Raw genomic sequence first — 21732 nt, forward strand, 5'->3', positions numbered from 1 at the left:
GCCGGGAAAGTGACCGTAGTATCGAACGATCTCGTCGGGGGGAGGCGCGTATGGGCAGGCAGCGTCCCGGCACGCCCACGCTGGAGGAGGTGGCCGCCCTCGCCGGTGTGGGCCGGGGCACCGTCTCGAGGGTCGTCAACAACGCCGCGGGCGTACGGGACTCGACGCGCCGCGCCGTACAGCGGGCCATCGCGGAACTGGGGTACGTCCCGAACCTGGCGGCCCGTTCCCTGGCCGGGCACCGTGCGGACGCCGTCGCGCTGGTCATGACGGAGCCGGACTGGCGGCTGTTCGGGGAACCGTTCTTCACCGAGATCGTGCATGCCGTCGGCGACGCCCTCACCGACACCCCGGTGCAGTTGCTGCTCACCCTGGTCCGCACGGACACCGAGCGGCAGCGCTTCGTCGAGTACGCGCGCGGCGGCCGGGTGGACGGCGTACTGCTGATGTCCGTGCGCGCCGAGGACCCGCTGCCGGACATGCTCGCCAAGGCGGGACTGCCGACGGTGATGCTGGGGCGGCGCTCCGGTGACGAGAGCGTCACGTACGTCGACGCGGACAACGCCGGCGGCGCGCGCGGCGCGGTCACCCACCTGCTGAACGGCGGCCGGGGCACGATCGGGGCCGTCACCGGACCGCTCGACATGTATGTCGCCCAGTGCCGGCTGCGCGGTTACCGGGAGGCCCTGGAGCTGGCGGGGCGGGAGGTCACGGACTCGCTGGTCGTCGCGGGTGACGACTTCACGGAGGAGAGCGGGCGCCGGGCGACGACCGAGCTGATGGCCCGGCATCCCGGCCTCGACGCGGTCTTCGCCGCCTCGGACACCCTGGCCGCGGGGGCGCTGGGCGCGTTGCGCGCGGCGGGCAGGCGGGTGCCGCAGGACGTGGCGGTGATCGGCTTCGACGACTTCCATCCCGCCCGCCCCACGGAGCCGCCCCTGACGACGGTCCGGCAGCCGCTGGAGGAGATCGGCCGGACCATGGTGCGGCTGCTGCTGGAGGAGATGGAGGACTCCCCCGTCGCCTGGCGGCACGTCATCCTCCGTACGGAGCTGGTCCTCCGGGACTCCGCCTGACGCTCGCTGCCGCGCTCGCCGACGGCCCGGGAGCGCTCCCGGGCCGACCGTTCCCGGCCGCACCGCTCTCACCTGCTCCTTCGAGATTTCTTCGACGATGCCGGTGCGCACAGTCTTGTCAGGAACATGAACGGCTTCTACAGTCCCCTGCAACCGGTAAGTGGGAGCGCTCCCATCAGTGGGGAGTTGGGAGCGCTCCCGCACCGGCCCCTCCATCCCCCCGCACCCTCCCGGAGAGGCCCCCATGCGACCGTTACGCCCCCGAGTCCGCCCCCTGCGCGGTGCCGCAGGAGCACTGATCGCGATCCTCGCGCTGGTCACGTCGCTCGTGACCGCGGCGGCACCGGCGCAGGCCGACACCACCCTCTGCGAGCCGTTCGGGACGACGACGATCCAGGGACGCTACGTCGTCCAGAACAACCGCTGGGGCACCAGCGCGACCCAGTGCGTCACCGCCACCGACACGGGCTTCCGGGTCAGCCAGGCCGACGGCTCGGTGCCGACCAACGGGGCGCCCAAGTCGTACCCGTCCGTCTTCAACGGCTGCCACTACACCAACTGTTCGCCGGGCACCAACCTGCCCGCCCGGATCAGCACCGTCTCCGAGGCGCCGTCGAGCATCTCCTACGGCTACGTCGGCGACGCCGTCTACAACGCCTCGTACGACATCTGGCTGGACCCGACGCCCCGGACGGACGGGGTGAACCAGACCGAGATCATGATCTGGTTCAACAGGGTGGGCCCGATCCAGCCCATCGGCTCCCAGGTCGGCACGGCCACCGTGGGCGGGCGGAACTGGGAGGTGTGGACGGGCAGCAACGGGGCCAACGACGTCCTGTCCTTCGTGGCCCCCTCGGCCATCACCGGCTGGAGCTTCGACGTCATGGACTTCGTACGGGCGACCGTGGCCCGCGGACTCGCCGAGGACGACTGGTACCTCACCAGCGTCCAGGCCGGTTTCGAGCCGTGGCAGAACGGAGCCGGGCTCACCGTGAACTCCTTCTCCTCCACCGTCGAGACCGGCGGCACCCCGGGCGGCCCCGACCCCGATCCCGGGAACCCCGGTGACCCGGTGGCGTGCGAGGTGACGTACGGCACGAACGTCTGGCAGGACGGCTTCACCGCGGACGTCACCGTCCGCAACACCGGGCCGGCCGCCGTCGACGCCTGGAGGCTCGCCTTCACCCTGCCCGCCGGCCAGCGGATCACCAACGCCTGGAACGCCTCCGTCAGCCCCGCCACGGGCACGGTCACGGCTACCGGCGTGGGTCACAACGCCCGGATCGCCTCCGGCGGCAGCGTCACGTTCGGCTTCCAGGGCACGCACGGCGGCGCGTTCGCCGAACCGGGCGGCTTCAGCCTGAACGACACCTCCTGCACCACGGCGTAGCACCCCGCCCCCCCTGTACCCCCTCGCCCGTCCGGCCGACCACGCCTTCCCCGGACGGGCGGGGGTTCCAACGCAGCTTCTCGCTTGTCATGCCCTGATCATTAAGAACAGGAGACCCCATGGCTCGACGCAGCAGATCCCTCACCCTCGCGGCGGTACTGGCCACCTTGCTCAGCGCGCTCGGCGTGACCTTCCTGCTCGGACAGGGACGCGCCGAGGCGCACGGGGTGGCGATGATGCCCGGCTCCCGCACCTACCTGTGCCAGCTGGACGCCAAGACCGGCACCGGCGCCCTCGACCCGACCAACCCCGCCTGTCAGGCCGCGCTCGACCAGAGCGGCGCGACGGCGCTGTACAACTGGTTCGCCGTGCTCGACTCCAACGCGGGCGGGCGCGGCGCCGGTTACGTGCCGGACGGCACCCTGTGCAGCGCCGGCGACCGTTCCCCGTACGACTTCTCCGCCTACAACGCGCCGCGCGGCGACTGGCCCCGTACCCATCTGACGTCCGGTTCGACGATCCAGGTGAACTACAGCAACTGGGCGGCCCACCCGGGCGACTTCCGGGTCTACCTGACCAAGCCCGGCTGGTCGCCCACCTCCGAGCTGGGCTGGGACGACCTGGAGCTGATCCAGACGGTGACCGACCCGCCGCAGCGGGGTTCGGCCGGTGCCGACGGGGGCCACTACTACTGGGACCTGGCGCTGCCCTCGGGGCGCTCCGGTGACGCGCTGATCTTCATGCAGTGGGTGCGTTCGGACAGCCAGGAGAACTTCTTCTCCTGCTCCGACGTCGTCTTCGACGGCGGCAACGGCGAGGTGACCGGCATCCGCGGCTCGGGCGGCACACCCGAGCCGACGCCCACCCCCACGGACCCGACGACCCCGCCGCCCACCCACTCCGGTGACTGCATGGCCGTCTACAACGTGGAGAACTCCTGGAGCGGCGGATTCCAGGGCTCCGTCGAGGTGATGAACCACGGCACGGAGCCGCTGGACGGCTGGGCCGTGCGGTGGCAGCCCGGCGACGGGACCACGCTCGGCGGGGTGTGGAACGGTTCGCTCTCCGGTGGCACCGACGGTGCGGTCACGGTGCGGAACGTGGACCACAACCGGGTGATCCCGCCGGACGGCAGCGTGACCTTCGGCTTCACCGCCACGTCCTCGGGCAACGACTTCCCCGTGGGCACGATCGGCTGCGTGCTGCCGTAGACCGGTCCCAGGGAGGCGCCTCGCCCGCCGACGGGGCGCCTCCCTGGGGCTCTTGGCGCGCCGTCCACCTCACGTGCCGGTTACAAATCGCTCAACCTCTGGTTGCGGCGCGGTGATCGGGCCACGATGGGGGCATGACTCTGGCCCAGCGCGCCCTCGAGCGGCTGCAAGCCTGGCCCGACCTCACCACGGGTCCGGCCAGTTGCGGAACCGGACGGGCCGTGCGCTCCGTCCGTGACGAGATCGTCCACTTCCACTCGGGCCGGGACGTGGACCTCCACCTGACCCGCCGGGCCCTCCAGCGTTTCCAGTACGACCTCGGTGGTTCCAGCGCCATCCGCCTGGTCCCCGGCTCGCGTTGGGTGACGGTGCACCTGGACTGCGACGCGGACGTCGACCTGCTGCTCAGCCTGGTGAGCATCGCGCTGAAGGCGCACCAGGCCCGGCCCGGGGCGGAGCCGGCCTCGGAGTGCAACTTCCGCCGCGTCACGGTGCTGCCCCGCGCCGTGGCCGGGGAGGCCTGAGACGGACCGGCGGCGGCGCCCGCGTCGCGGCGGGCACCGCCGTCCCCGCTCTCAGTGGTCCGCCGGCCGCTCCACCCTGCGCCCGATCCCGGCCGCGGCGAGGGCCGCGCCGAGCAGGCAGAGCACGCCGGTGACGACCACCGCCACGTGGACGCCGTTCATGAAGGCCTGCCCGCTGCCCTCGACCACGGCGGCCCGCAGGCCGGCCGGCATGTCGCCGGAGACGGGCGCGACACCCATCGCCACGGCGTCCTTGGCCTCCCGCATGCCGTCGGCCACCGCCGAGGGCACACCGGCCTCGGTCAGCTCGCCGGTGAGCGTGGCGCCGACCTTGCCGCTGATCAGGGAGACCAGCACGGACGTGCCGAGCGCGCCGCCGATCTGCAGCGTGGTGGCCTGCAAGCCGCCGGCGACTCCGCCGTCCCGGACGGGGGCATTGCCGACGATGGCGTCGGAGGAGGCGGACATCACCATGCCGACACCGAGGCCGAGCGCGATGAACGGCGGCCACATCGTGGCGTAGGAGGAGTCGGTCTGCCAGGTGAGCATGCCGAAGCAGGAGGCCGCCTGGAGCAGCATGCCCAGGGGCATGGTCAGCCGGGGCCCGAAGCGCTGGGTGAGAGCGGCGCCGAGCGGCGAGGCGACCAGCGAGGCGAGGCTGAGCGGGAGGGTCCGCACGCCCGCCTCGACCGGCGTGAAGCCGCGCACGTTCTGCAGGTAGAGCATGACGAAGAAGATCACGCCGAGCATGACGAAGAAGTTCAGCGCGGTGATGATCGCGCCGACGGTCAGCGCGCGGCTGCGGAACAGCCGCATCGGCAGCAGGGGGTGCGCCACGCGCGTCTCGTACCAGCCGAAGACGAGCAGGAGTACGAGGCCGGCCGCGACCGAGCCGAGGGTGCCGGCGGAGGTCCAGCCCCAGGTCTCGCCCTTGACCACGCCGAAGACGACGGCGAGCAGGCCGAGAGCGAGCAGGACCAGGCCGGGGATGTCGAAGCGTTCCTTTCCGGTGGCGCTGCGGCTCTCCGGCAGGACGAGGAGGCCGAAGGCGATGGCGACGACGCCGATGGGGGCGTTGATGTAGAAGACCGACTCCCAGTCGACGTGCTCCACGAGGAGTCCGCCGACGATGGGGCCGAGGGCGGTCGCGACGGCGGAGACCATGGCCCAGATACCCACGGCCATGCCGAACTTCCTCGGCGGGAACACGGAGCGGAGCAGACCGAGGGTGTTGGGCATGAGCAGCCCGCCGAAGGCGCCCTGGAGGGCGCGGAAGGCGACGACGCCCTCGATGGAACCCGACAGACCGATGGCTATCGACGCGAGGGTGAAGCCGGCGACGCCCACCAGGTAGTAGGTGCGGCGGCCGAACCGGTCGCCTAGCTTGCCGCCGAGGATCAGGGTGGCGGCCAGTGCGAGCAGGTAGGAGTTGGTCACCCACTGCAGTTCGGCGGTGGACGCGTGCAGGTCGCTGCCGATCGCGGGGTTGGCGATGGCGACGACGGAGCCGTCGAGCTGGACCATGAAGAGTCCGAAGGCGACGGCTAGGAGGGTCAGCCAGGGGTTGGAGCGCAGGCGGCCGGAGGCCGGTGGGGCGGTCTCGGCGGCGGGCGTGGCGGGGCGATCCACGGACGTGGACGACATGGGTGAGCCTTCTCTTCCGGGAGGTTCGGAGGGTGTTGCGGGGACGCGCGGGGCGGCGTCCGGGAGCACGGCGGGCCGGCCGCGGGCACGACGGTGTGCCCGCGGCCGGCGGGAATGCCTGGTCCGGGCCCGCTCAGCGGGCGGTGGGGTGGAGGTGCCGCGTCAGCGCGTCGAGGGCGTCCAGGGCGGAGCCGAGCGCCCCCTGCTGGCCCTCGGTGAGGGAGGTCAGGGCCTGGCGGACGAACGCCGTCTCCAGTGCCCGCACCTCGGTCACCCGCTCTGGGGCGGTGGCCGTGAGGTGGAGGTGGGCGACCCGCTTGTCGGCGCTGTCCTGCCGGCGCTCCAGGTCGCCCCGCTCGGTGAGCTGGGAGACCAGGGCGCTGACGTTGTTCGGCTTCATCAGCAGGGCCTCGGCGGCCTCGCGCACCGTGGCGCCCTCGTGCTGGGCGACAAACCGCAGCAGGGCGAGCTGCCCCTCCGGGGGCTTGGGGTGCGGGTACCGGGCGGTGACCTGTCGGTCCAGCGCCCGGTGCAGCGCGGGGAGGCATGCCGCGAGGCCGGAGGCCACACGGTCGATGTCCCTGCGGGGGGTGCTGGAGTCGGTCACCCGGGCACATTAGTTATGACAGGATAGGTATGTCAAAAGAGGTAAAGCGGGCGGCCCGCACCCGCCGGGGACGCGTGCAACCCTGTCGCAACCCTCCCTGTGCTGGCATGCGGGGCATGCGCGACACATACGAGGAGACTCCCCGCGTCGAGCTCACCCCCGAGGCGGCCGCGCTGTTGCGCCGGCTCCGGGAGGCGCACGGCCCGCTGATGTTCCACCAGTCCGGCGGGTGCTGCGACGGCAGCGCCCCCATGTGCTACCCGGCCGGCGAGTTCCGCACCGGCGCGGCGGACGTCCTGCTGGCCGAGCTGGACGTCGAGGGCGTCGGGGAACCGGTGGGGTTCTGGATGTCACGGAGCCAGTACGAGGTGTGGAGCCACACCAGACTGATCGTGGACGTCGTCGCGGGCCGGGGCAGCGGCTTCTCGCTGGAGGCACCCGAGGGGGTGCGCTTCCTCATCCGGTCGCGCCTCGTCGACGCTTAGCCGTCCCCGGGTCCGCCCCACCGCCCCGGTCCGCCCGTCACGGTCTGAGGCTGCCCACGATGTCGGCGGTCGCGGTCAGCCCGCTGCTGATGGTCGGGGCGATACTGGTGCCGGCCAGGTAGAAGCCGAGCAGCAGGCACACCAGGGCGTGCGAGACCTTCAGCCCGCCGTTGCGCAGGAAGATCACCGCCAGGACGGACAGCAACAGCACCACAGAGATGGAAACGGCCATCGTCAACCTCCTCCGCCACGTCCACTTCGCGGCGTTCGGCCGCAAGTGTGGCGTAGCGGAGGGTTCGTCCGGGCGGCTGACCTGTCCTCCGAACGAGTGGTGTCAGAGGGGCCTACGCGTCGCGGTGGGCGTCGAGGAACGCTTCGAGACCGGCGAGGTCGTCGGTGTTGAGGTGGTCGACGCCGGCGGCGAGGAGTTCGCCCCATACGGCGTCCCGCGCGGGGCCCGCCAGGTCGGGCGTGGCCCAGAACCGCACCCGTTGCCCGCGCGAGTGCGCGGCGCCGACGATGTCCCGCAGCTTGCGCCGCTCGGCCGCCGGGAAGGCGCCGACGCCCCGCCAGGTGAAGTTGAGCGTCCAGTTGTCGCTGATCAGCGGGACGAAGGAGGCCGGTGCCGAGGTGCCGAGGTCGGCGAGCCGGCCGTCGTAGAAGGCGTGGCGGGTGCGCTGGGCCGCCATGGGGGCGCGGGCGGCCCGGTCGCCGGAGATCACGGCGGTGACGGCGCCGGGGAACACCCTTCCGTGGGCGTAGGTCGTGAACAGGCGCCGGTAGCGGCGCAGGTGGCGGTCGAGTTCGAGGTAGGTGGACGCCCCCTCGGTCTTGATGTCGATCAGCAGTTGCAGGGCGCGACGGTCCCGTCGGTAGACCCGGCCGTGGTTCGCGCGGACGCGGGCGGCGAGCGGGTCGAGGTAGAGGGACTCCAGGGTGCGGGACGGGTCGAGGTCCTCGGGGTCGTGGGCGACGAGGAGTTGGCCGCCGACCAGGTAGATGTCGGCTTCGACGCTGCCGAAGCGGTGGTCGAGGGCGTCGAGGAGGGGCCGGGGGTGCTCGTAGTCGTTGTGGGCGTGGGCGCGCCACAACGGGCGCGGTCCGTGCCTGCCTTCGCTCGCCAGCGCGGTGCCGGCGGGCACGGCGACCACGCCCGCGAGGGCGGCGCCGAAGGTGGTGAGGGCTCTGCGTCGGGTGGTGAGGGCCATGCTCTGCCTCCCTGGAGATGCCGTACGGGACGCCTGTGAGTATGGGGTCCCGATGCCGGTGAGGAGCAGAGCCGTGCGGGGAGTTGGCCGGACCGCCGCCGGTCGTTCACCCGGCCCGCCGGGGGAGGACACGGAAATGCCCGCCCCCGGCGGGACGGGCAAGACCTGGAGGAACGGTGTGACGTCAGGGGGCTCGGAGGTCCACCGACTCGGCCAGCGCCTCCCGGTGGGCGCCCGCCGTGCCGTACGCGATCGAGTCGGCCTTGGCCCGCTTCAGGTGGAGGTGGACCGGGTGTTCCCACGTCATGCCGAGGCCGCCGTGCAGTTGCAGCGCCTCCTCGGCGGTGCGGACGGCGACCTGGGCCGCGTACGCCTGGGCCACGGCGACCGCCACGTCGGTGTCCGTGCCGGTCGCCAGGGCGTCGGCGGCGTTGCGGGCGGCGGCCCGCAGGCCCGCGACCTCCAGCCACAGCCGGGCGAGCCGGTGCTTGAGGGCCTGGAATCCGCCGACCTGCCGGTTGAACTGCTTGCGTTCCTTGAGGTAGCGGACCGTCTCGGTCAGCAGCCAGTCGGCCAGGCCCAGTTGCTCGGAGGCGAGCAGGCCGGCACCGGCCCGCAGGGCGCGGCGCACGGCCGGTCCGGCCTCGCCCAGCCGTTGCCCGTTCACCCCGTCGAGGGACACGGAGGCCATGGGCCGGGTCAGGTCCAGGGAGACCTGCGGGGTGACGGTCACGCCTGCGTCGGCGGTACGGACCTCGTACAGGCCCCCGTCGTCGGCGGGCACCAGCAGTACGTCGGCGACGGCCGCGTCCGCGATGCCGGTCAACTCACCGTGCAGGGTGCCGTCTTCGAGGCGGACGTGCGGGACGGCCCCGCCGGGGGCGACGTGCAGCCCGACGGCCAGTGCGGCGACGGTCGTGGCGGAGGCCAGTCCGGTGAGGAGGTCGTCGGCCCCGCAGGCCAGCAGCGCCTCGGTGGCGACGACCGCGCTGGTCAGGTACGGCACCGGGGCGACCGCCCGGCCCAGCTCCTCCAGCACCACGGCCGCTTCCCGGTGGGTGGCGCCCTGACCGCCCAGCGTCTCGGGGACCAGCAGGCCCGCGAGGCCCATCGAGTCGGCGAGCGTCTTCCACAGCGGCAGGTCGTGCGGGGTGTCCGACTCGGTGCGGGCGACGACGTCCGCCGGGGCGCAGTGGTCGGTGAGCAGGTCCCGGACGGCGGCGCGCAGCGCCTCTTCCTCCTCCGAGTAGAGCAGATCCGGCTGTGCGCTCATCGGGCGAGGTCCTTCCATGCGACGTCCTTGTCGGTGCGCGGCTCGGCGGGCAGGCCCAGCACGCGCTCGGCGACGATGTTCAGCAGGACCTCGCTGGTCCCGCCCTCGATGCTGTTGCCCTTGGAGCGGAGGTAGCGGTAGCCCGCGTCGCGGCCGGTGAAGTCCACCAGTTCGGGGCGGCGCAGGGTCCAGTCGTCGTACAGCAGGCCCTCCTCGCCGAGGAGTTCGACCTCCAGGCCGCTGATCTCCTGGTTGAGCCGGGCGAAGTTCAGCTTCATGCCGGCGCCCTCGGGACCCGGCTGTCCCGCCACCAGCTGCTGGCGCAGCCGCACTCCGGTGAGCCGGGCGACCTCGGCCTCGACCCACAGGCCGAGCAGCCGCTGGTGCAGGTCGTGGGTGCGCAGTCCGGGGCGTTCGCGCCAGGTAGCGGCGATCTTGCCGATCATGCCGCCCTCGCGGGGAATCGCGGAGCCGCCGATGGCGACGCGCTCGTTGTTGAGCGTGGTCTGCGCGACCCGCCAGCCGTCGCCCCGCTCACCGAGGCGCATGGCGTCGGGGATGCGTACGTCGGTGAGGAAGACCTCGTTGAACTCGGCCTCGCCGGTGATCTGGCGCAGCGGCCGGACCTCGACACCGGGGTCGGTCATGTCGCACAGGAAGTAGGTGATGCCCTTGTGCTTGGGCAGGTCCGGCTCGGTACGGGCGATGAGGATGGCCCAGCGGGCGAGGTGGGCGCTGGACGTCCACACCTTCTGCCCGTTGATCACCCAGTCCTCGCCGTCGGGCACGGCCCGTGTGCCGAGCGCCGCGAGGTCGGACCCGGCGCCCGGCTCGCTGAACAGCTGGCACCAGACCTCCTCCCCGGTCCACAGCGGGCGCAGCAGGCGGCGCTTCTGCTCCTCGGTGCCGTACTGGAGGATGGTCGGGGCGGCCATGCCGAGGCCGATGCCGATGCGCCGGGGGTCGTTGTCGGGTGCGCCCGCGGCCGCCAGCTCGGCGTCGACGACGGCCTGGAGGGAGCGGGGGACGCCGAGTCCGCCGAGGCCCTCGGGGTAGTGCACCCAGGCGAGTCCCGCGTCGAAGCGGGCCCGCAGGAATTCCAGGCGCTCGGTGGTCGCCGGCGGGTGGGCGGCCAGCAACTCCTGGGTACGGCGGCGCAGTTCCGCTGCGTCGGTCATGCGACGGCTCCCTTCTCCTGCTGCTCCGGTACGACGGCCACGCGGCCGGTCGTCCTGCCGTCGGCGACGCGCTGCACGGCGTCCGCCGCGTCGGCGAGCGGCACCCGCTCGCTGACCAGCGGCTTGATCGCGCCCCGCGCGGCGAGTTCGGTGAGCTGTTCGTGGCAGTGCCGGACCAGCTTCGGGTTCTTGGTGTTGTACAGGCCCCAGTGCAGGCCGAGGACCGCGTAGTTCTTCACCAGGGCGTGGTTCAGCGCGGGGCTGGGGATCGTGCCGCTCGCGAAGCCGACGACGACGATCCGGCCCTCGAAGGCGACGGTCTTGGCGGACTGGGCGTAGGCCTGCCCGCCCACGGGGTCGTAGATCACGTCGGCGCCCCGGCCGCCGGTGGCCTCCTTGACGGCCGCGACGACGTCCTCGCCGTGCCGGTCGACGACCACGTCGCAGCCCAGCTCGCGGGCGACGGCCGCCTTGCCGGGGCCGCCGACGACACCGATGACGGTGGCGCCGGCGGCCTTGCCGAGCTGCACGGCCGCGCTGCCGACCCCTCCGGCGGCGGCGTGGACGAGCAGCGTCTCGCCGGACTCCAGCCGGGCCCTGCGGTGCAGGCCGAACCAGCCGGTCTGGTAGCCGATGTGCAGGGCGGCGGCCTCGGCGTCGTCCAGGGCGTCCGGCGCGGGCAGCAGGGCGCGGGCGTCGGCGAGGGCGTACTCGGCGAAGCCGCCGTGCGGCAGCGCGGGGTTGGCGAGGACGCGGCGTCCGTCCTCGGTCTCGCCGCAGATCTCCACGCCCGGCGTGAAGGGCAGCGGTGGCTTGACCTGGTACTGGCCCCGGCACATCAGCGCGTCCGGGAAGTTGATGTTCGCGGCGCGGACCCTCAGCAGGACCTGGCCCTCGCCGGGGGCCGGCGGCGCCACGTCCGCGAGGCGCATCACCTCGCCCGGCTCGCCGTTCTCGTGCACCTGCCATGCCTGCATGCGGGGCCTCCACCGACTGCGTCGTCCGACCGGTCTCCCGCATACTAAGCGGTCGCTTGCTGATCAGGGAACAGGTCGCGGGCAGCCGTGCGTCACGAGACCGCCCTCACCCCTGCGCCGGGCGCGCCCGTACGTGCATCCGCTCCCCCTGCGGGCCGAACAGGCTCAGGAACTCGACCGGCCCCTCCCCCGTCGACCCGAACCAGTGCGGGACCCGGGTGTCGAACTCGGCGGCCTCCCCCGCCGACAGCACCACGTCGTGGTCGCCCAGCACCAGCCGCAGCCGGCCGGAGAGGACGTACAGCCACTCGTAGCCCTCGTGGGTGCGGGGGTCCGGCTCCTCCTTGCGCCGGGGCTCCAGCACCTTGAACGCCTGGAGTCCGCCCGGTTGGCGGGTCAGCGGCCAGTGGGTGCGGCCGCCTCGCACGATCGGCTTGGCGCGCACCCTCGGGTCGCCGACCGGCGGCGCGCCGACCAGCTCGTCCAGCGGCACCCGGTGGGCCTGGGCGATGGGCAGCAGCAGTTCGAGGCTCGGCTTGCGCAGCCCCGACTCCAGCCGCGACAGGGTGCTCACCGAGATGCCGGTCGTCTCGGACAGCGCCGCCAGGGTCACCTCCCGCTCCTTGCGCACCTGCCGGAGCCTGGGGCCGACACCGGCGAGAACGTCGTCTGCAGTCATGTGTTTATTGCAGAACCGGCAAGTTCATTTGTCAATCCCGCGCTGTCGGGCGACCTTGTCCGTGGAGGTGGTCACCGTGACCCGCAACAAGGACCTGAACGACAGCCCGAACAACAACGACCGGTACGACGTCGTCGTCGTGGGCGGTGGCGCGGCCGGACTGTCCGCCGCCCTCGTCCTGGGCCGCTCCCGGCTGCGCACCCTGGTCGTCGACGCCGGTGAGCCCCGCAACACGCCCTCGGCGCACATGCAGGGCTTCCTGACCCGGGACGGGATGGCGCCGGCGGAGTTCCTGGAGCTCGGCAGGGAGGAGATCGCGCGCTACGGCGTGGAGCTCGTCCGCGACCGGGCGGTGGACGTGACGCGGGGCGACGGCTTCGCGGTGTCGCTGGCCGGCGGGCTGACCGTGCGGGCGCGCCGGCTGATCGTCACCACCGGGCTCAGGGACGAACTGCCCGAGGTGCCCGGCGTCGCCGAGCGGTTCGGCCGGGACGTGCTGCACTGCCCGTTCTGCCACGGCTGGGAGGTGCGCGACGAGCGCTTCGGCGTGCTGGCCACGAGCCCGATGAGCGTGCACCAGGCCCTGATGGTGTCCGGCTGGTCCGACGACGTGACGCTCTTCCTGCACACGGTCGCCGAGGCGGACCTGTCCGACGACGACCTGCGCCGGCTCGCCGCGGCCGGGGTCAAGGTGGTGCCCGGCGAGGTCGCCGGCCTGCGGATCGAGGACGACCGGCTCACCGGCGTACGGCTGGCGGACGGCACGGTGCACGACCGCTCGGTGGTCTTCGTCGCCCCGAAGGCCGTGCCGCAGACCGGGCTGATGGAGCGGCTCGGCGCCGAGCTGCAGGACACCCCGTTCGGGGCGTACCCCGTCGTCGACCCGACGGGCCGGACCTCGGTGCCCGGCGTGTGGACCGCCGGCAACGCGATGGGCTTCGCCGAGCAGGTCGTCCACGCGTCGAGCGGCGGCTACCGCGCGGCGGCGGCGATCGCCGGCGACCTGATCATGTCGGACCTGGACGCGGCGATCGCGGAGTGAGGCTCCCGGGGCGTTCTCGGGGCCCGCGGGACCCGAGGTGCGTTCTCGGGTCCGGCCGGCGGATCAGGCCGCAGGAAAGTGCGGCGACCGATCGGCGCAGACGGTCGTGCCGGACCCCGCGTCTGCGGCATGATCCGCCGGACAGGGCCTGGAGGCCCGCCGGACCCGAGGCGCGTTCTCGGGTGTGAACCCGGCCTCCCCGGTGCACCATGGCTGCATGCTGCTCGCCCGGCTGGCCCGAGTGTCCCGGGAGGTCGCCGCCACCTCGGCGCGGTCCCGGAAGACCGCCCTGCTCGCGGAGCTGTTCCGGGAGGCCGAGGCGGCGGACGTGCCCGTCGTCATCCCCTATCTCGCGGGACGGCTCCCCCAGGGCCGGATCGGCGTCGGCTGGAAGGTGCTGAGCCGCCCGGTCGCCCCGGCCGCCGAACCGTCCCTGACCGTGCGCGACGTGGACGCCCGGCTCACCCTGCTCGGCGCGGTGTCCGGCGCCGGTTCGCAGGCCGAGCGGTCGCGGCAGGTCGGCGAACTGATGGGCGCGGCCACCGAGGACGAGCAGCGCTTCCTGATCGGCCTGCTCACCGGCGAGGTCCGGCAGGGCGCCCTGGACGCGGCGGCCGTCGAGGGCCTGGCGGCGGCGACCGGCGCGCCCCCCGCGGACGTACGGCGGGCCGTGATGCTCGCGGGTTCGCTCCAGACGGTCGCCGAGGCCCTGCTCGCCGACGGCCCCAGCGCCCTGGACCGGTTCTCCCTCACCGTGGGCCGCCCGGTGCTGCCGATGCTGGCGCACAGCGCCTCCTCGGTCGCCGAGGCGGTCGGCAGGCTGGGCGCCTGCGTGGTCGAGGAGAAGCTGGACGGCATCCGCGTCCAGGTGCACCGCGACGGCGGCTCGGTGCGGCTGTACACCCGCACCCTCGATGACATCACCGACCGGCTCCCCGAAGTGAGAGCGGCGGCCCTCGCACTGCCCGGCGAGCGGTTCATCCTCGACGGCGAGGTGATCTCCTTCGACGCGGACGGACGCCCCAGGTCCTTCCAGGCGACCGCCGGACGGGTCGGTTCCCGCGCGGACGTGGCCACGGCGGCGCGGGCGGTGCCCGTCTCCGTCGTGTTCTTCGACGCGCTCTCGGTCGACGGCCGCGACCTGCTCGACCTGCCGCTGACCGAGCGGCACGCGGAGCTGGCCCGGCTGGTGCCCGAGCCGACGCGGGTGCGGCGCACGGTGGTGGAGGGGCCGCAGGGTGTTCCGGCCGCCGAGGAGTTCCTCACCGGGACGCTGGAGCGCGGCCACGAGGGCGTCGTGGTCAAAGGGCTGGACGCCGCCTACAGCGCGGGCCGGCGCGGCGCGTCCTGGCTGAAGGTGAAGCCCGTCCACACGCTCGACCTGGTGGTCCTGGCCGCCGAGTGGGGCCACGGCCGCCGCACCGGCAAGCTCTCCAACCTGCACCTGGGCGCCCGCACCGCCGACGGCACCTACGCCATGCTCGGCAAGACCTTCAAGGGCATGACCGACGCGCTGCTGGCCTGGCAGACCGGACGGCTCCAGGAGCTGACCGTCCAGGAACACCCCTGGGGCGTGACCGTCCGCCCCGAACTCGTCGTCGAGATCGCCTACGACGGCCTCCAGCGCTCCACCCGCTACCCGGCCGGCGTCACCCTCCGCTTCGCCCGCGTGGTCCGCTACCGCGAGGACAAGCGCCCCGAGGACGCGGACACGGTGGACGCCCTGCTCGCCGCCCACCCCGGGGTGGCCCCGTGAGGCGCAGCGCCGGCCTGCTGCTGCACCGGCCCGGCGCCGGCGGCACGGAAGTGCTGCTCGGCCACATGGGCGGCCCCTTCTACACCCGCCGCGACGCCGGGGCGTGGACGATCCCGAAGGGCGAGTACGACCCTGCCGAGCCCGCCTGGGACGCGGCCCGGCGCGAGTTCGAGGAGGAGCTGGGGCTGCCGCCTCCGGAGGGCGAGGCCGTGCCGCTCGGCGAGGTGCGGCAGGCGGGCGGGAAAGTCGTCACGGCGTGGGCCGTCGAGGCCGACCTCGACCCGGCGACGGTCGTCCCCGGCACCTTCCGCATGGAGTGGCCGCCGCGGTCGGGCCGGACCGCGGAGTTCCCGGAGCTGGACCGGGTGGCGTGGTTCGCGGTGGACCGGGCGCGCGAGGTGATCGTCAGGGCGCAGGCCGCGTTTCTCGACCGGCTGGCTGAGCACTCGCACTGAGGAGAGTCGACCGGCGGCGACGGACCCCGTCCGCGTTGCGGCCTGCCCCGCCGCGCGCCAAGGTCGAGGCACGAACGCGCACCCCAGGAGGTCGGCCATGCCCATCGCGACGGTGAACCCGGCGAACGGCGAGACGCTCAGGACGTACGAGGCCATGGGCGAGGAGGAGATCGAGCGCCGGCTCCAGCTCGCGGAGGCCACCTTCCGCACGTACCGGACGACGGCCTTCGACGAGCGGGCCCGGCTGATGCACCGCGCCGCCGACCTGCTGGAGGCGGACCAGGACGAGATCGGCAAGGTGATCACCACCGAGATGGGCAAGCCGGTCAAGCAGGCCCGCGCGGAGGCCGCCAAGTGCGCCAAGGCGATGCGCTGGTACGCCGACCACGCGGCGGAGCTGCTCGCCGACGAGGAGCCCGCCGAGTCCGACGTCAAGGACTCCGGCGCCTCCCGGGCCCTGGTCCGCTACCGTCCGCTCGGCCCGGTGCTCGCGGTGATGCCGTGGAACTTCCCGCTCTGGCAGGTGGTCCGGTTCGCCGCCCCCGCCCTGATGGCGGGCAACGTCGGCCTCCTCAAGCACGCCTCGAACGTGCCGCAGACGGCCCTGTACCTGGAGGACCTGTTCCACCGCGCGGGCTTCCCCGAGGGCTGCTTCCAGACCCTGCTGATCGGCTCGGCGGCCGTGGACGACGTCCTGCGCGACGAGCGCGTGCGGGCCGCGACCCTGACCGGCAGCGAGCCGGCCGGCCGCGCGGTCGCCTCCACCGCCGGAGAGATGATCAAGAAGACGGTGCTGGAGCTGGGCGGCAGCGACCCGTTCGTCGTGATGCCGTCCGCCGACGTCGACCGGGCCGCCGAGGTCGCGGTGACCGCGCGCACCCAGAACGCCGGTCAGTCCTGCATCGCCGCCAAGCGGTTCATCGTGCACACCGACGTGTACGACGCCTTCGTCGCCCGCTTCACCGAGGGCATGAAGGCGCTGAAGGTGGGCGACCCCATGGACGAGGAGACCGAGGTGGGCCCGCTCTCCAGCGAGCAGGGCGTCAATGACCTGGTGGAACTGGTCGACGACGCGGTGCGCGGCGGCGCCGAGGTGCTGTGCGGAGGCGAACGCCCGGACGGACCCGGCTGGTACTACCCGCCGACCGTGCTGGCCGGCGTCACCCGCGAGATGCGCATCCACCGCGAGGAGGCCTTCGGCCCGGTCGCCACGCTGTACCGCGCGGCCGACCTCGACGAGGCGGTGCTGATCGCCAACGACACCGACTTCGGCCTCAGTTCCAACGTGTGGACCCGCGACGACGCCGACGTCGACCGCTTCGTACGGGACCTGGAGGCGGGCGGCGTGTACGTCAACGGGATGACGGCGTCCCATCCGGCGTTCCCGTTCGGCGGGGTCAAGCGGTCGGGCTACGGGCGTGAGCTGTCCGGGCACGGAATCCGGGAGTTCTGCAACATCACCACCGTGTGGCACGGAGCGTGAGCCTTCCGCGACTACGATCCCCTTTGTGAACCGCGAAGTGACCCTGCCTCTGATCGTCGACGACCGCGGCACGCTCCAGGTCGCCGCGTCCGACGTGAGCAAGCTGCTGCGCACGGTGGGTGGGCGCTGGCTGCACCTGGTGGAGGCCGGCGAGGAGAGTCTGGACGAGGACACGGTCGCGGCCCTGACCATCGAGCTCGCCAAGCTGGCCGACCGGATCGACGTGGCCTGCATCGCCCACAGCAGCGGCCAGTCCACCTGACGCCACACCCGCCCGTCCCTGCCCGCCCCCGCCCGTTCCCCGAGACGGAGTAGCCCGGCGAGAGATCGCCGCTCCCGTGAGTGATCGTGGGTGAGCGCCCCGAAAAGGGCGCGGCACTTCCCGGCCGGGGGGCGCGAGCCTTCCGCGAGGCGAAAGCAGGCACGGTACATGGCGACTTTGTGCAGACCCTCGGTGTCCGTCCCGGAGCACGTGATCACGATGGAGGAGACGCTGCAACTGGCGCGCGAGCGCCACGCCGACCATCCCCAACTGCCGCTGGCCCTCCGGTTGATAGAGAACACCGGGGTCCGCACCCGGCACATCGTGCAGCCCATCGAGGAGACCCTGAAGCATCCCGGTTTCGAGGACCGCAACCGGCTCTACGAGCGGGAGGCGAAGGCCCGGGTCCCGGCGGTGGTCCAGCGGGCCCTGGACGACGCGGAACTGCTCACCACCGACATCGACGTGATCATCTACGTGTCGTGCACGGGCTTCATGATGCCGTCGCTGACGGCGTGGCTGATCAACGAGATGGGCTTCGAGAGCACCACGCGGCAGATACCCATCGCCCAGCTCGGCTGTGCGGCCGGCGGTGCCGCCATCAACCGGGCGCACGACTTCTGCACCGCCTATCCGGAGGCCAACGCGCTGATCGTGGCCTGCGAGTTCTGCTCGCTGTGCTACCAGCCCACCGACATCGGCGTGGGCTCCCTGCTCTCCAACGGCCTCTTCGGCGACGGCATCGCCGCCGCGGTGGTCCGCGGCCGGGGCGGCACCGGCGTCCGGCTGGAGCGCAACGGTTCGTACCTGATCCCCAAGACCGAAGAATGGATCATGTACGACGTGAAGGCGACCGGCTTCCACTTCCTGCTGGACAAGCGAGTGCCGGCCACCATGGAGCCGCTCGCGCCGGCCCTGACGGACCTCGCGGGCACCCACGGCTGGGACGCCTCCGACCTGGACTTCTACGTGGTGCACGCGGGCGGGCCGCGGATTCTGGACGACCTCAGCAAGTTCCTCAAGGTCGATCCGCACGCGTTCCGGTTCAGCCGGGCCACGCTCACCGAGTACGGGAACATCGCCAGCGCCGTCGTCCTGGACGCGCTGCGCAGGCTCTTCGACGAAGGCGGCGTCCACGACCGGGCGCGCGGGCTGCTGGCCGGTTTCGGTCCGGGCATCACCGCGGAGATGTCCCTGGGTCGCTGGCAGACCCCCGACGAGCAGACCTCCGACGAGTTGCAAGGCGTGAGGCAAGCGTGACTGAAGAAGCGATCGACCGGGACGCTCCGCCGGTCCGGGACTGGCCGGCCGCCGACCTGCCGGGCACCGACTTCGATCCCGTCCTGACCGAGCTGATGCGCGAGGGGCCCGTCACCCGGATCTCGCTGCCCAACGGCGAGGGCTGGGCGTGGCTGGTGACCCGTCACGACGACGTCCGCCTGGTCACCAACGACCCCCGGTTCGGCCGCGAGGCGGTGATGGACCGGCAGGTCACCCGGCTCGCCCCGCACTTCATCCCGGCGCGCGGGGCGGTCGGGTTCCTGGACCCGCCGGACCACACCCGGCTGCGCCGCTCGGTCGCCGCCGCGTTCACCGCGCGGGGCGTCGAGCGGGTGCGCTCCCGGTCCCGTTCCATGCTCGACGAACTCGTCGACGCCATGCTGAAGGCCGGCCCGCCGGCCGACCTGACCGAGGCGGTCCTCAGCCCCTTCCCCATCGCGGTGATCTGCGAGCTGATGGGCGTCCCGGCCGCCGACCGGCACAGCATGCACACCTGGACCCAGCTGATCCTGTCCTCGTCGCACGGCGCGGAGGTCAGCGAGCGGGCCAAGCAGGAGATGAACGACTACTTCGCCGACCTCATCGGTGCGCGGTCCGACGGCACCGGCGAGGACGTCACCTCGCTTCTCGGTGCCGCCGTCGCCCGGGACGAGGTCACGATGGCGGAGGCGGTCGGACTGGCGGTCCTGCTCCAGATCGGCGGCGAGGCGGTCACCAACAACAGCGGGCAGATGTTCTACCTGCTGCTGACCCGCCGGGAACTGGCCGAACGCCTGCGTTCCGAGCCGGAGATCCGTCCGCGGGCCATCGACGAGCTGCTGCGCTGGATTCCCCATCGCAACGCGGTCGGGCTGTCCCGGATCGCCCTGGAGGACGTGGAGCTGCGAGGGGCGCGCATCCGGGCGGGCGACGCGGTCTACGTGTCGTACCTGGCGGCCAACCGGGACCCGGAGGTCTTCCCCGACCCCGACGCGATCGACTTCTCCCGCAACCCCAACCCGCACGTGTCCTTCGGCTTCGGCCCGCACTACTGCCCCGGCGGCATGCTGGCCCGGCTGGAGTCGGAGCTGCTGGTCGACACCCTCCTGGACCGGGTGCCCGGCATGAAGCTCGCGGTGAGGCCCGAGGACGTGCCCTTCAAGAAGGGGGCGTTGATCCGCGGGCCCGAGGCCCTGCCGGTGACCTGGTGAGCGGGCTCGCGGCGGCGACCGAGGGGCTGCTGGTGCCGCCGGGGCACGGGCGGGTCGTACAGGCGCCGGCCCAGCACGTGACCTTCAAGGTGACCGGTTCGCACTCGCGCATGGCCTCGACCTTCGAGGTGATCGTGCCGCCGGGCTTCGACGTCGGCGCCCACGTGCACACCCGCAGCGAGGAGCTGTTCTACGTGCTGGAGGGCGAGCTGGACGTGCTCGCCTTCGAGCCGCGCGTCCGTACGCCGGACAACTGGCAGAAGTGGGAATCCAGTTCCGGCAACCGGGTGGTCCGGGCCACGCCGGGCACGGTCATCGTCGTACCGCCCGGGTGCCCCCACGCCTTCGCGAACCCGACGGGCGAGCCGGCCAAGATGTTCTTCCAGGCCAGCCCGCCCCCGGACCACGAACGCTACTTCGAGGAACTGCTGGAGATCCTCGCGAACGGGGGCCCGCCGGACCATGAGGCAATCGAGGCGCTGAGGAAGCGCTACGACATCGAACAGCTCACACCTTTGAAGCACCGGTGAGCGTCCCGGCCTCAGGGGCGCGGGGAACTGCGCGATCAGCCACGACGAACCCGCACCCGGCGCCGCACGGAACCCACGATCGCGCTCAACGAATCGGCATCCCCGCAAGCGTCCGCGCAATCACCAACCGCTGAATCTCACTCGTCCCCTCGAAGATCGTGTAGATCGCCGAGTCCCGGTGCATCCGCTCCACCGGATACTCCCGCGTGTACCCGTTGCCGCCCAGGATCTGCACCGCCTGGGCGGTGACCTTCTTCGCCGTCTCGCTCGCGAACAGCTTGGACATCGATCCCTCGGCCGCCGTGAACGGCTTGCCGTTGATCGCCATCCAGGACGCCCGCCACACCAGCAGCCGCGCCGCGTCGATGGACGTGCGCATGTCGGCGAGCTGGAAGGCGACGCCCTGGTTGTCGATGATCGGGCGTCCGAACTGCTCCCGCGTCTGCGCGTACTCCAGCGCCACCTCGTACGCGGCGCGCGCGGTGCCCACCGCCATCGCGCCGACCGCCGGACGGGACGCCTCGAAGGTGGCCATCGCCGCGTTCTTCACGCGCTCGCCGCCCTTCTTGGCCTTCTCCCGGGCACGGGCGAGGCGGGCGTCCAGCTTCTCCTTGCCGCCGAGCAGGCAGGAGCCGGGCACGCGCACGTTGTCGAGGACGACCTCGGCGGTGTGCGAGGCGCGGATGCCGTGCTTCTTGAACTTCTGGCCCTGGGAAAGACCCGGCGTGCTCGGCGGCACGATGAACGAGGCGTGGCCCTTGGAGCCCAGGTCCGGGTCGACGACCGCGACGACGACGTGGACGTTGGCGATGCCGCCGTTGGTCGCCCAGGTCTTGGTGCCGTTGAGGACCCACTCGTCCTTGGCCTCGTCGTACACGGCACGCGTGCGCATGGAGGCGACGTCGGAGCCTGCGTCGGGCTCGGAGGAGCAGAAGGCGGCGACCTTGACGTCGTTGGCGTCGCCGTACATCTGCGGGATCCAGGTGCCGATCTGCTCCTCGGTGCCGTTGGCGAGGACGCCGACGGCGGCGAGGCCGGTGCCGACGATGGACAGGGCGATGCCGGCGTCACCCCAGAACAGCTCCTCCATGGCCATGGGGATGCCGAGGCCGGTGGGGTCGAAGTACTGCTGGGCGTAGAAGTCGAGGGAGTAGATGCCGACCTTGGCGGCTTCCTGGATGACCGGCCAGGGAGTCTCCTCACGCTCGTCCCATTCGGCGGCCGCGGGACGGATGACGTCGGCCGCGAAGCCGTGCAGCCAGTCCCGGACCTCCTTCTGTTCGTCGTTGAGCTCCATGGTGAACTCGGCCATGTCCCCTCCAGTGACGCACGTGCATGTTACTTGCGGTAACCCGAGTCTGTTACCGACGGGTAAGAAAAGTCAACTCCCGAGAACCCGTCGCCCTCCCGTTCGATGTCCCACGCCCTGTGGGTGTTAGTTTGCGCAGGCGTCACCGAACGAGCACGGGTGGGGAGAGCAC

The 21732-nt window shown here is 72.4% G+C and carries 22 protein-coding genes; 13 read left to right on the forward strand and 9 right to left on the reverse strand.

The window, feature by feature from the left end:
• Positions 1-50 precede the first annotated feature (50 nt).
• The 4 genes from AMK11_RS30290 (at position 51) to AMK11_RS30305 (ending at position 4201) form a co-directional block, all read left to right on the forward strand.
• Positions 51-1076: a LacI family DNA-binding transcriptional regulator gene (locus AMK11_RS30290; protein ID WP_073731292.1), complete on the forward strand. Its 1026-nt coding sequence runs from the start codon at positions 51-53 to the stop codon at positions 1074-1076.
• 244 nt (positions 1077-1320) lie between these two features.
• Positions 1321-2466, forward strand: coding sequence for a GH12 family glycosyl hydrolase domain-containing protein (locus tag AMK11_RS30295; protein WP_073731293.1), 1146 nt, complete (start codon positions 1321-1323; stop codon positions 2464-2466).
• A 119-nt stretch (positions 2467-2585) separates the two neighbouring features.
• Positions 2586-3677, forward strand: a complete 1092-nt coding sequence (locus AMK11_RS30300; protein ID WP_073731294.1) for a lytic polysaccharide monooxygenase — start codon at positions 2586-2588, stop codon at positions 3675-3677.
• Between the two features lie 134 nt (positions 3678-3811).
• Positions 3812-4201, forward strand: a complete 390-nt coding sequence (locus AMK11_RS30305; RefSeq protein WP_073731295.1) for a luciferase domain-containing protein — start codon at positions 3812-3814, stop codon at positions 4199-4201.
• A 51-nt stretch (positions 4202-4252) separates the two neighbouring features.
• Here AMK11_RS30305 and AMK11_RS30310 read toward each other — a convergent pair whose 3' ends face one another.
• Entirely contained in the window at positions 4253-5845 is a 1593-nt protein-coding gene (locus AMK11_RS30310) for an MFS transporter (protein WP_073731296.1), read from the reverse strand.
• A 133-nt stretch (positions 5846-5978) separates the two neighbouring features.
• Entirely contained in the window at positions 5979-6452 is a 474-nt protein-coding gene (locus tag AMK11_RS30315) for a MarR family winged helix-turn-helix transcriptional regulator (RefSeq protein WP_073731297.1), read from the reverse strand.
• A gap of 116 nt (positions 6453-6568) precedes the next feature.
• Here AMK11_RS30315 and AMK11_RS30320 point away from each other — a divergent pair, with 116 nt between their 5' ends.
• Positions 6569-6937, forward strand: coding sequence for a DUF779 domain-containing protein (locus AMK11_RS30320; RefSeq protein WP_073731476.1), 369 nt, complete (start codon positions 6569-6571; stop codon positions 6935-6937).
• Positions 6938-6974: 37 nt separating this feature from the next.
• On the opposite strand, the gene AMK11_RS30325 is transcribed toward AMK11_RS30320, so the two are convergent.
• The 6 genes from AMK11_RS30325 to AMK11_RS30350 form a co-directional block, all read right to left on the reverse strand.
• Positions 6975-7169 (reverse strand): hypothetical protein, encoded by a 195-nt coding sequence (locus tag AMK11_RS30325; RefSeq protein ID WP_029393786.1) that lies wholly within the window; start codon positions 7167-7169, stop codon positions 6975-6977.
• A gap of 112 nt (positions 7170-7281) precedes the next feature.
• Positions 7282-8145, reverse strand: a complete 864-nt coding sequence (locus AMK11_RS30330) for a phosphatidylinositol-specific phospholipase C/glycerophosphodiester phosphodiesterase family protein (RefSeq protein ID WP_073731298.1) — start codon at positions 8143-8145, stop codon at positions 7282-7284.
• A gap of 184 nt (positions 8146-8329) precedes the next feature.
• The gene (locus tag AMK11_RS30335; protein WP_073731299.1) at positions 8330-9418 is read right to left on the reverse strand and encodes an acyl-CoA dehydrogenase family protein; all 1089 of its coding nucleotides are present in this window, start codon (positions 9416-9418) and stop codon (positions 8330-8332) included.
• A complete protein-coding gene (locus tag AMK11_RS30340; protein ID WP_073731300.1) occupies positions 9415-10596 on the reverse strand; it encodes an acyl-CoA dehydrogenase family protein in 1182 nt (393 codons plus the stop codon). Before AMK11_RS30340 ends, AMK11_RS30335 begins: the two co-directional genes overlap by 4 nt.
• The gene (locus AMK11_RS30345) at positions 10593-11573 is read right to left on the reverse strand and encodes an NADPH:quinone oxidoreductase family protein (RefSeq protein WP_073731301.1); all 981 of its coding nucleotides are present in this window, start codon (positions 11571-11573) and stop codon (positions 10593-10595) included. The genes AMK11_RS30340 and AMK11_RS30345 overlap by 4 nt, the downstream gene beginning before the upstream one ends.
• Before the next feature lie 106 nt (positions 11574-11679).
• On the reverse strand, positions 11680-12252 hold the full coding sequence (locus AMK11_RS30350; protein ID WP_073731302.1) for a helix-turn-helix domain-containing protein: 573 nt from the start codon (positions 12250-12252) through the stop codon (positions 11680-11682).
• Between the two features lie 76 nt (positions 12253-12328).
• Here AMK11_RS30350 and AMK11_RS30355 point away from each other — a divergent pair, with 76 nt between their 5' ends.
• The 8 genes from AMK11_RS30355 (at position 12329) to AMK11_RS30390 (ending at position 20251) form a co-directional block, all read left to right on the forward strand.
• Complete coding sequence (locus AMK11_RS30355; RefSeq protein ID WP_073731477.1) at positions 12329-13294, forward strand: NAD(P)/FAD-dependent oxidoreductase; 966 nt, start codon at positions 12329-12331, stop codon at positions 13292-13294.
• 217 nt (positions 13295-13511) lie between these two features.
• On the forward strand, positions 13512-15050 hold the full coding sequence (locus AMK11_RS30360) for an ATP-dependent DNA ligase (RefSeq protein WP_073731478.1): 1539 nt from the start codon (positions 13512-13514) through the stop codon (positions 15048-15050).
• A complete protein-coding gene (locus tag AMK11_RS30365; protein ID WP_073731303.1) occupies positions 15047-15505 on the forward strand; it encodes an NUDIX domain-containing protein in 459 nt (152 codons plus the stop codon). The genes AMK11_RS30360 and AMK11_RS30365 overlap by 4 nt, the downstream gene beginning before the upstream one ends.
• A gap of 97 nt (positions 15506-15602) precedes the next feature.
• Positions 15603-16988, forward strand: coding sequence for an NADP-dependent succinic semialdehyde dehydrogenase (locus AMK11_RS30370; protein WP_073731304.1), 1386 nt, complete (start codon positions 15603-15605; stop codon positions 16986-16988).
• 25 nt (positions 16989-17013) lie between these two features.
• Entirely contained in the window at positions 17014-17250 is a 237-nt protein-coding gene (locus tag AMK11_RS30375) for a DUF6213 family protein (RefSeq protein ID WP_073731305.1), read from the forward strand.
• A gap of 90 nt (positions 17251-17340) precedes the next feature.
• Positions 17341-18510, forward strand: a complete 1170-nt coding sequence (locus AMK11_RS30380) for a type III polyketide synthase (protein WP_274535686.1) — start codon at positions 17341-17343, stop codon at positions 18508-18510.
• Entirely contained in the window at positions 18507-19721 is a 1215-nt protein-coding gene (locus AMK11_RS30385; RefSeq protein ID WP_073731307.1) for a cytochrome P450, read from the forward strand. The genes AMK11_RS30380 and AMK11_RS30385 overlap by 4 nt, the downstream gene beginning before the upstream one ends.
• Positions 19718-20251: a cupin domain-containing protein gene (locus tag AMK11_RS30390; RefSeq protein WP_073731308.1), complete on the forward strand. Its 534-nt coding sequence runs from the start codon at positions 19718-19720 to the stop codon at positions 20249-20251. Before AMK11_RS30385 ends, AMK11_RS30390 begins: the two co-directional genes overlap by 4 nt.
• A gap of 85 nt (positions 20252-20336) precedes the next feature.
• Here AMK11_RS30390 and AMK11_RS30395 read toward each other — a convergent pair whose 3' ends face one another.
• Positions 20337-21563: an acyl-CoA dehydrogenase family protein gene (locus AMK11_RS30395; RefSeq protein WP_073731309.1), complete on the reverse strand. Its 1227-nt coding sequence runs from the start codon at positions 21561-21563 to the stop codon at positions 20337-20339.
• Positions 21564-21732: the final 169 nt, after the last annotated feature.

The sequence above is a fragment of the Streptomyces sp. CB02414 genome (assembly GCF_001905385.1).
Taxonomy (GTDB): domain Bacteria; phylum Actinomycetota; class Actinomycetes; order Streptomycetales; family Streptomycetaceae; genus Streptomyces.

What these genes read in the sequence shown, in the direction of transcription:
- AMK11_RS30350 (WP_073731302.1), bottom strand. Translation starts at nt 12,252, where the DNA reads ATGACTGCAGACGACGTTCTCGCCGGTGTCGGCCCCAGGCTCCGGCAG.
- AMK11_RS30370 (WP_073731304.1), top strand. Translation starts at nt 15,603, where the DNA reads ATGCCCATCGCGACGGTGAACCCGGCGAACGGCGAGACGCTCAGGACG.
- AMK11_RS30305 (WP_073731295.1), top strand. Translation starts at nt 3,812, where the DNA reads ATGACTCTGGCCCAGCGCGCCCTCGAGCGGCTGCAAGCCTGGCCCGAC.
- AMK11_RS30330 (WP_073731298.1), bottom strand. Translation starts at nt 8,145, where the DNA reads ATGGCCCTCACCACCCGACGCAGAGCCCTCACCACCTTCGGCGCCGCC.
- AMK11_RS30310 (WP_073731296.1), bottom strand. Translation starts at nt 5,845, where the DNA reads ATGTCGTCCACGTCCGTGGATCGCCCCGCCACGCCCGCCGCCGAGACC.
- AMK11_RS30295 (WP_073731293.1), top strand. Translation starts at nt 1,321, where the DNA reads ATGCGACCGTTACGCCCCCGAGTCCGCCCCCTGCGCGGTGCCGCAGGA.
- AMK11_RS30335 (WP_073731299.1), bottom strand. Translation starts at nt 9,418, where the DNA reads ATGAGCGCACAGCCGGATCTGCTCTACTCGGAGGAGGAAGAGGCGCTG.
- AMK11_RS30290 (WP_073731292.1), top strand. Translation starts at nt 51, where the DNA reads ATGGGCAGGCAGCGTCCCGGCACGCCCACGCTGGAGGAGGTGGCCGCC.
- AMK11_RS30340 (WP_073731300.1), bottom strand. Translation starts at nt 10,596, where the DNA reads ATGACCGACGCAGCGGAACTGCGCCGCCGTACCCAGGAGTTGCTGGCC.
- AMK11_RS30360 (WP_073731478.1), top strand. Translation starts at nt 13,512, where the DNA reads ATGCTGCTCGCCCGGCTGGCCCGAGTGTCCCGGGAGGTCGCCGCCACC.
- AMK11_RS30320 (WP_073731476.1), top strand. Translation starts at nt 6,569, where the DNA reads ATGCGCGACACATACGAGGAGACTCCCCGCGTCGAGCTCACCCCCGAG.
- AMK11_RS30325 (WP_029393786.1), bottom strand. Translation starts at nt 7,169, where the DNA reads ATGGCCGTTTCCATCTCTGTGGTGCTGTTGCTGTCCGTCCTGGCGGTG.
- AMK11_RS30345 (WP_073731301.1), bottom strand. Translation starts at nt 11,573, where the DNA reads ATGCAGGCATGGCAGGTGCACGAGAACGGCGAGCCGGGCGAGGTGATG.
- AMK11_RS30395 (WP_073731309.1), bottom strand. Translation starts at nt 21,563, where the DNA reads ATGGCCGAGTTCACCATGGAGCTCAACGACGAACAGAAGGAGGTCCGG.
- AMK11_RS30300 (WP_073731294.1), top strand. Translation starts at nt 2,586, where the DNA reads ATGGCTCGACGCAGCAGATCCCTCACCCTCGCGGCGGTACTGGCCACC.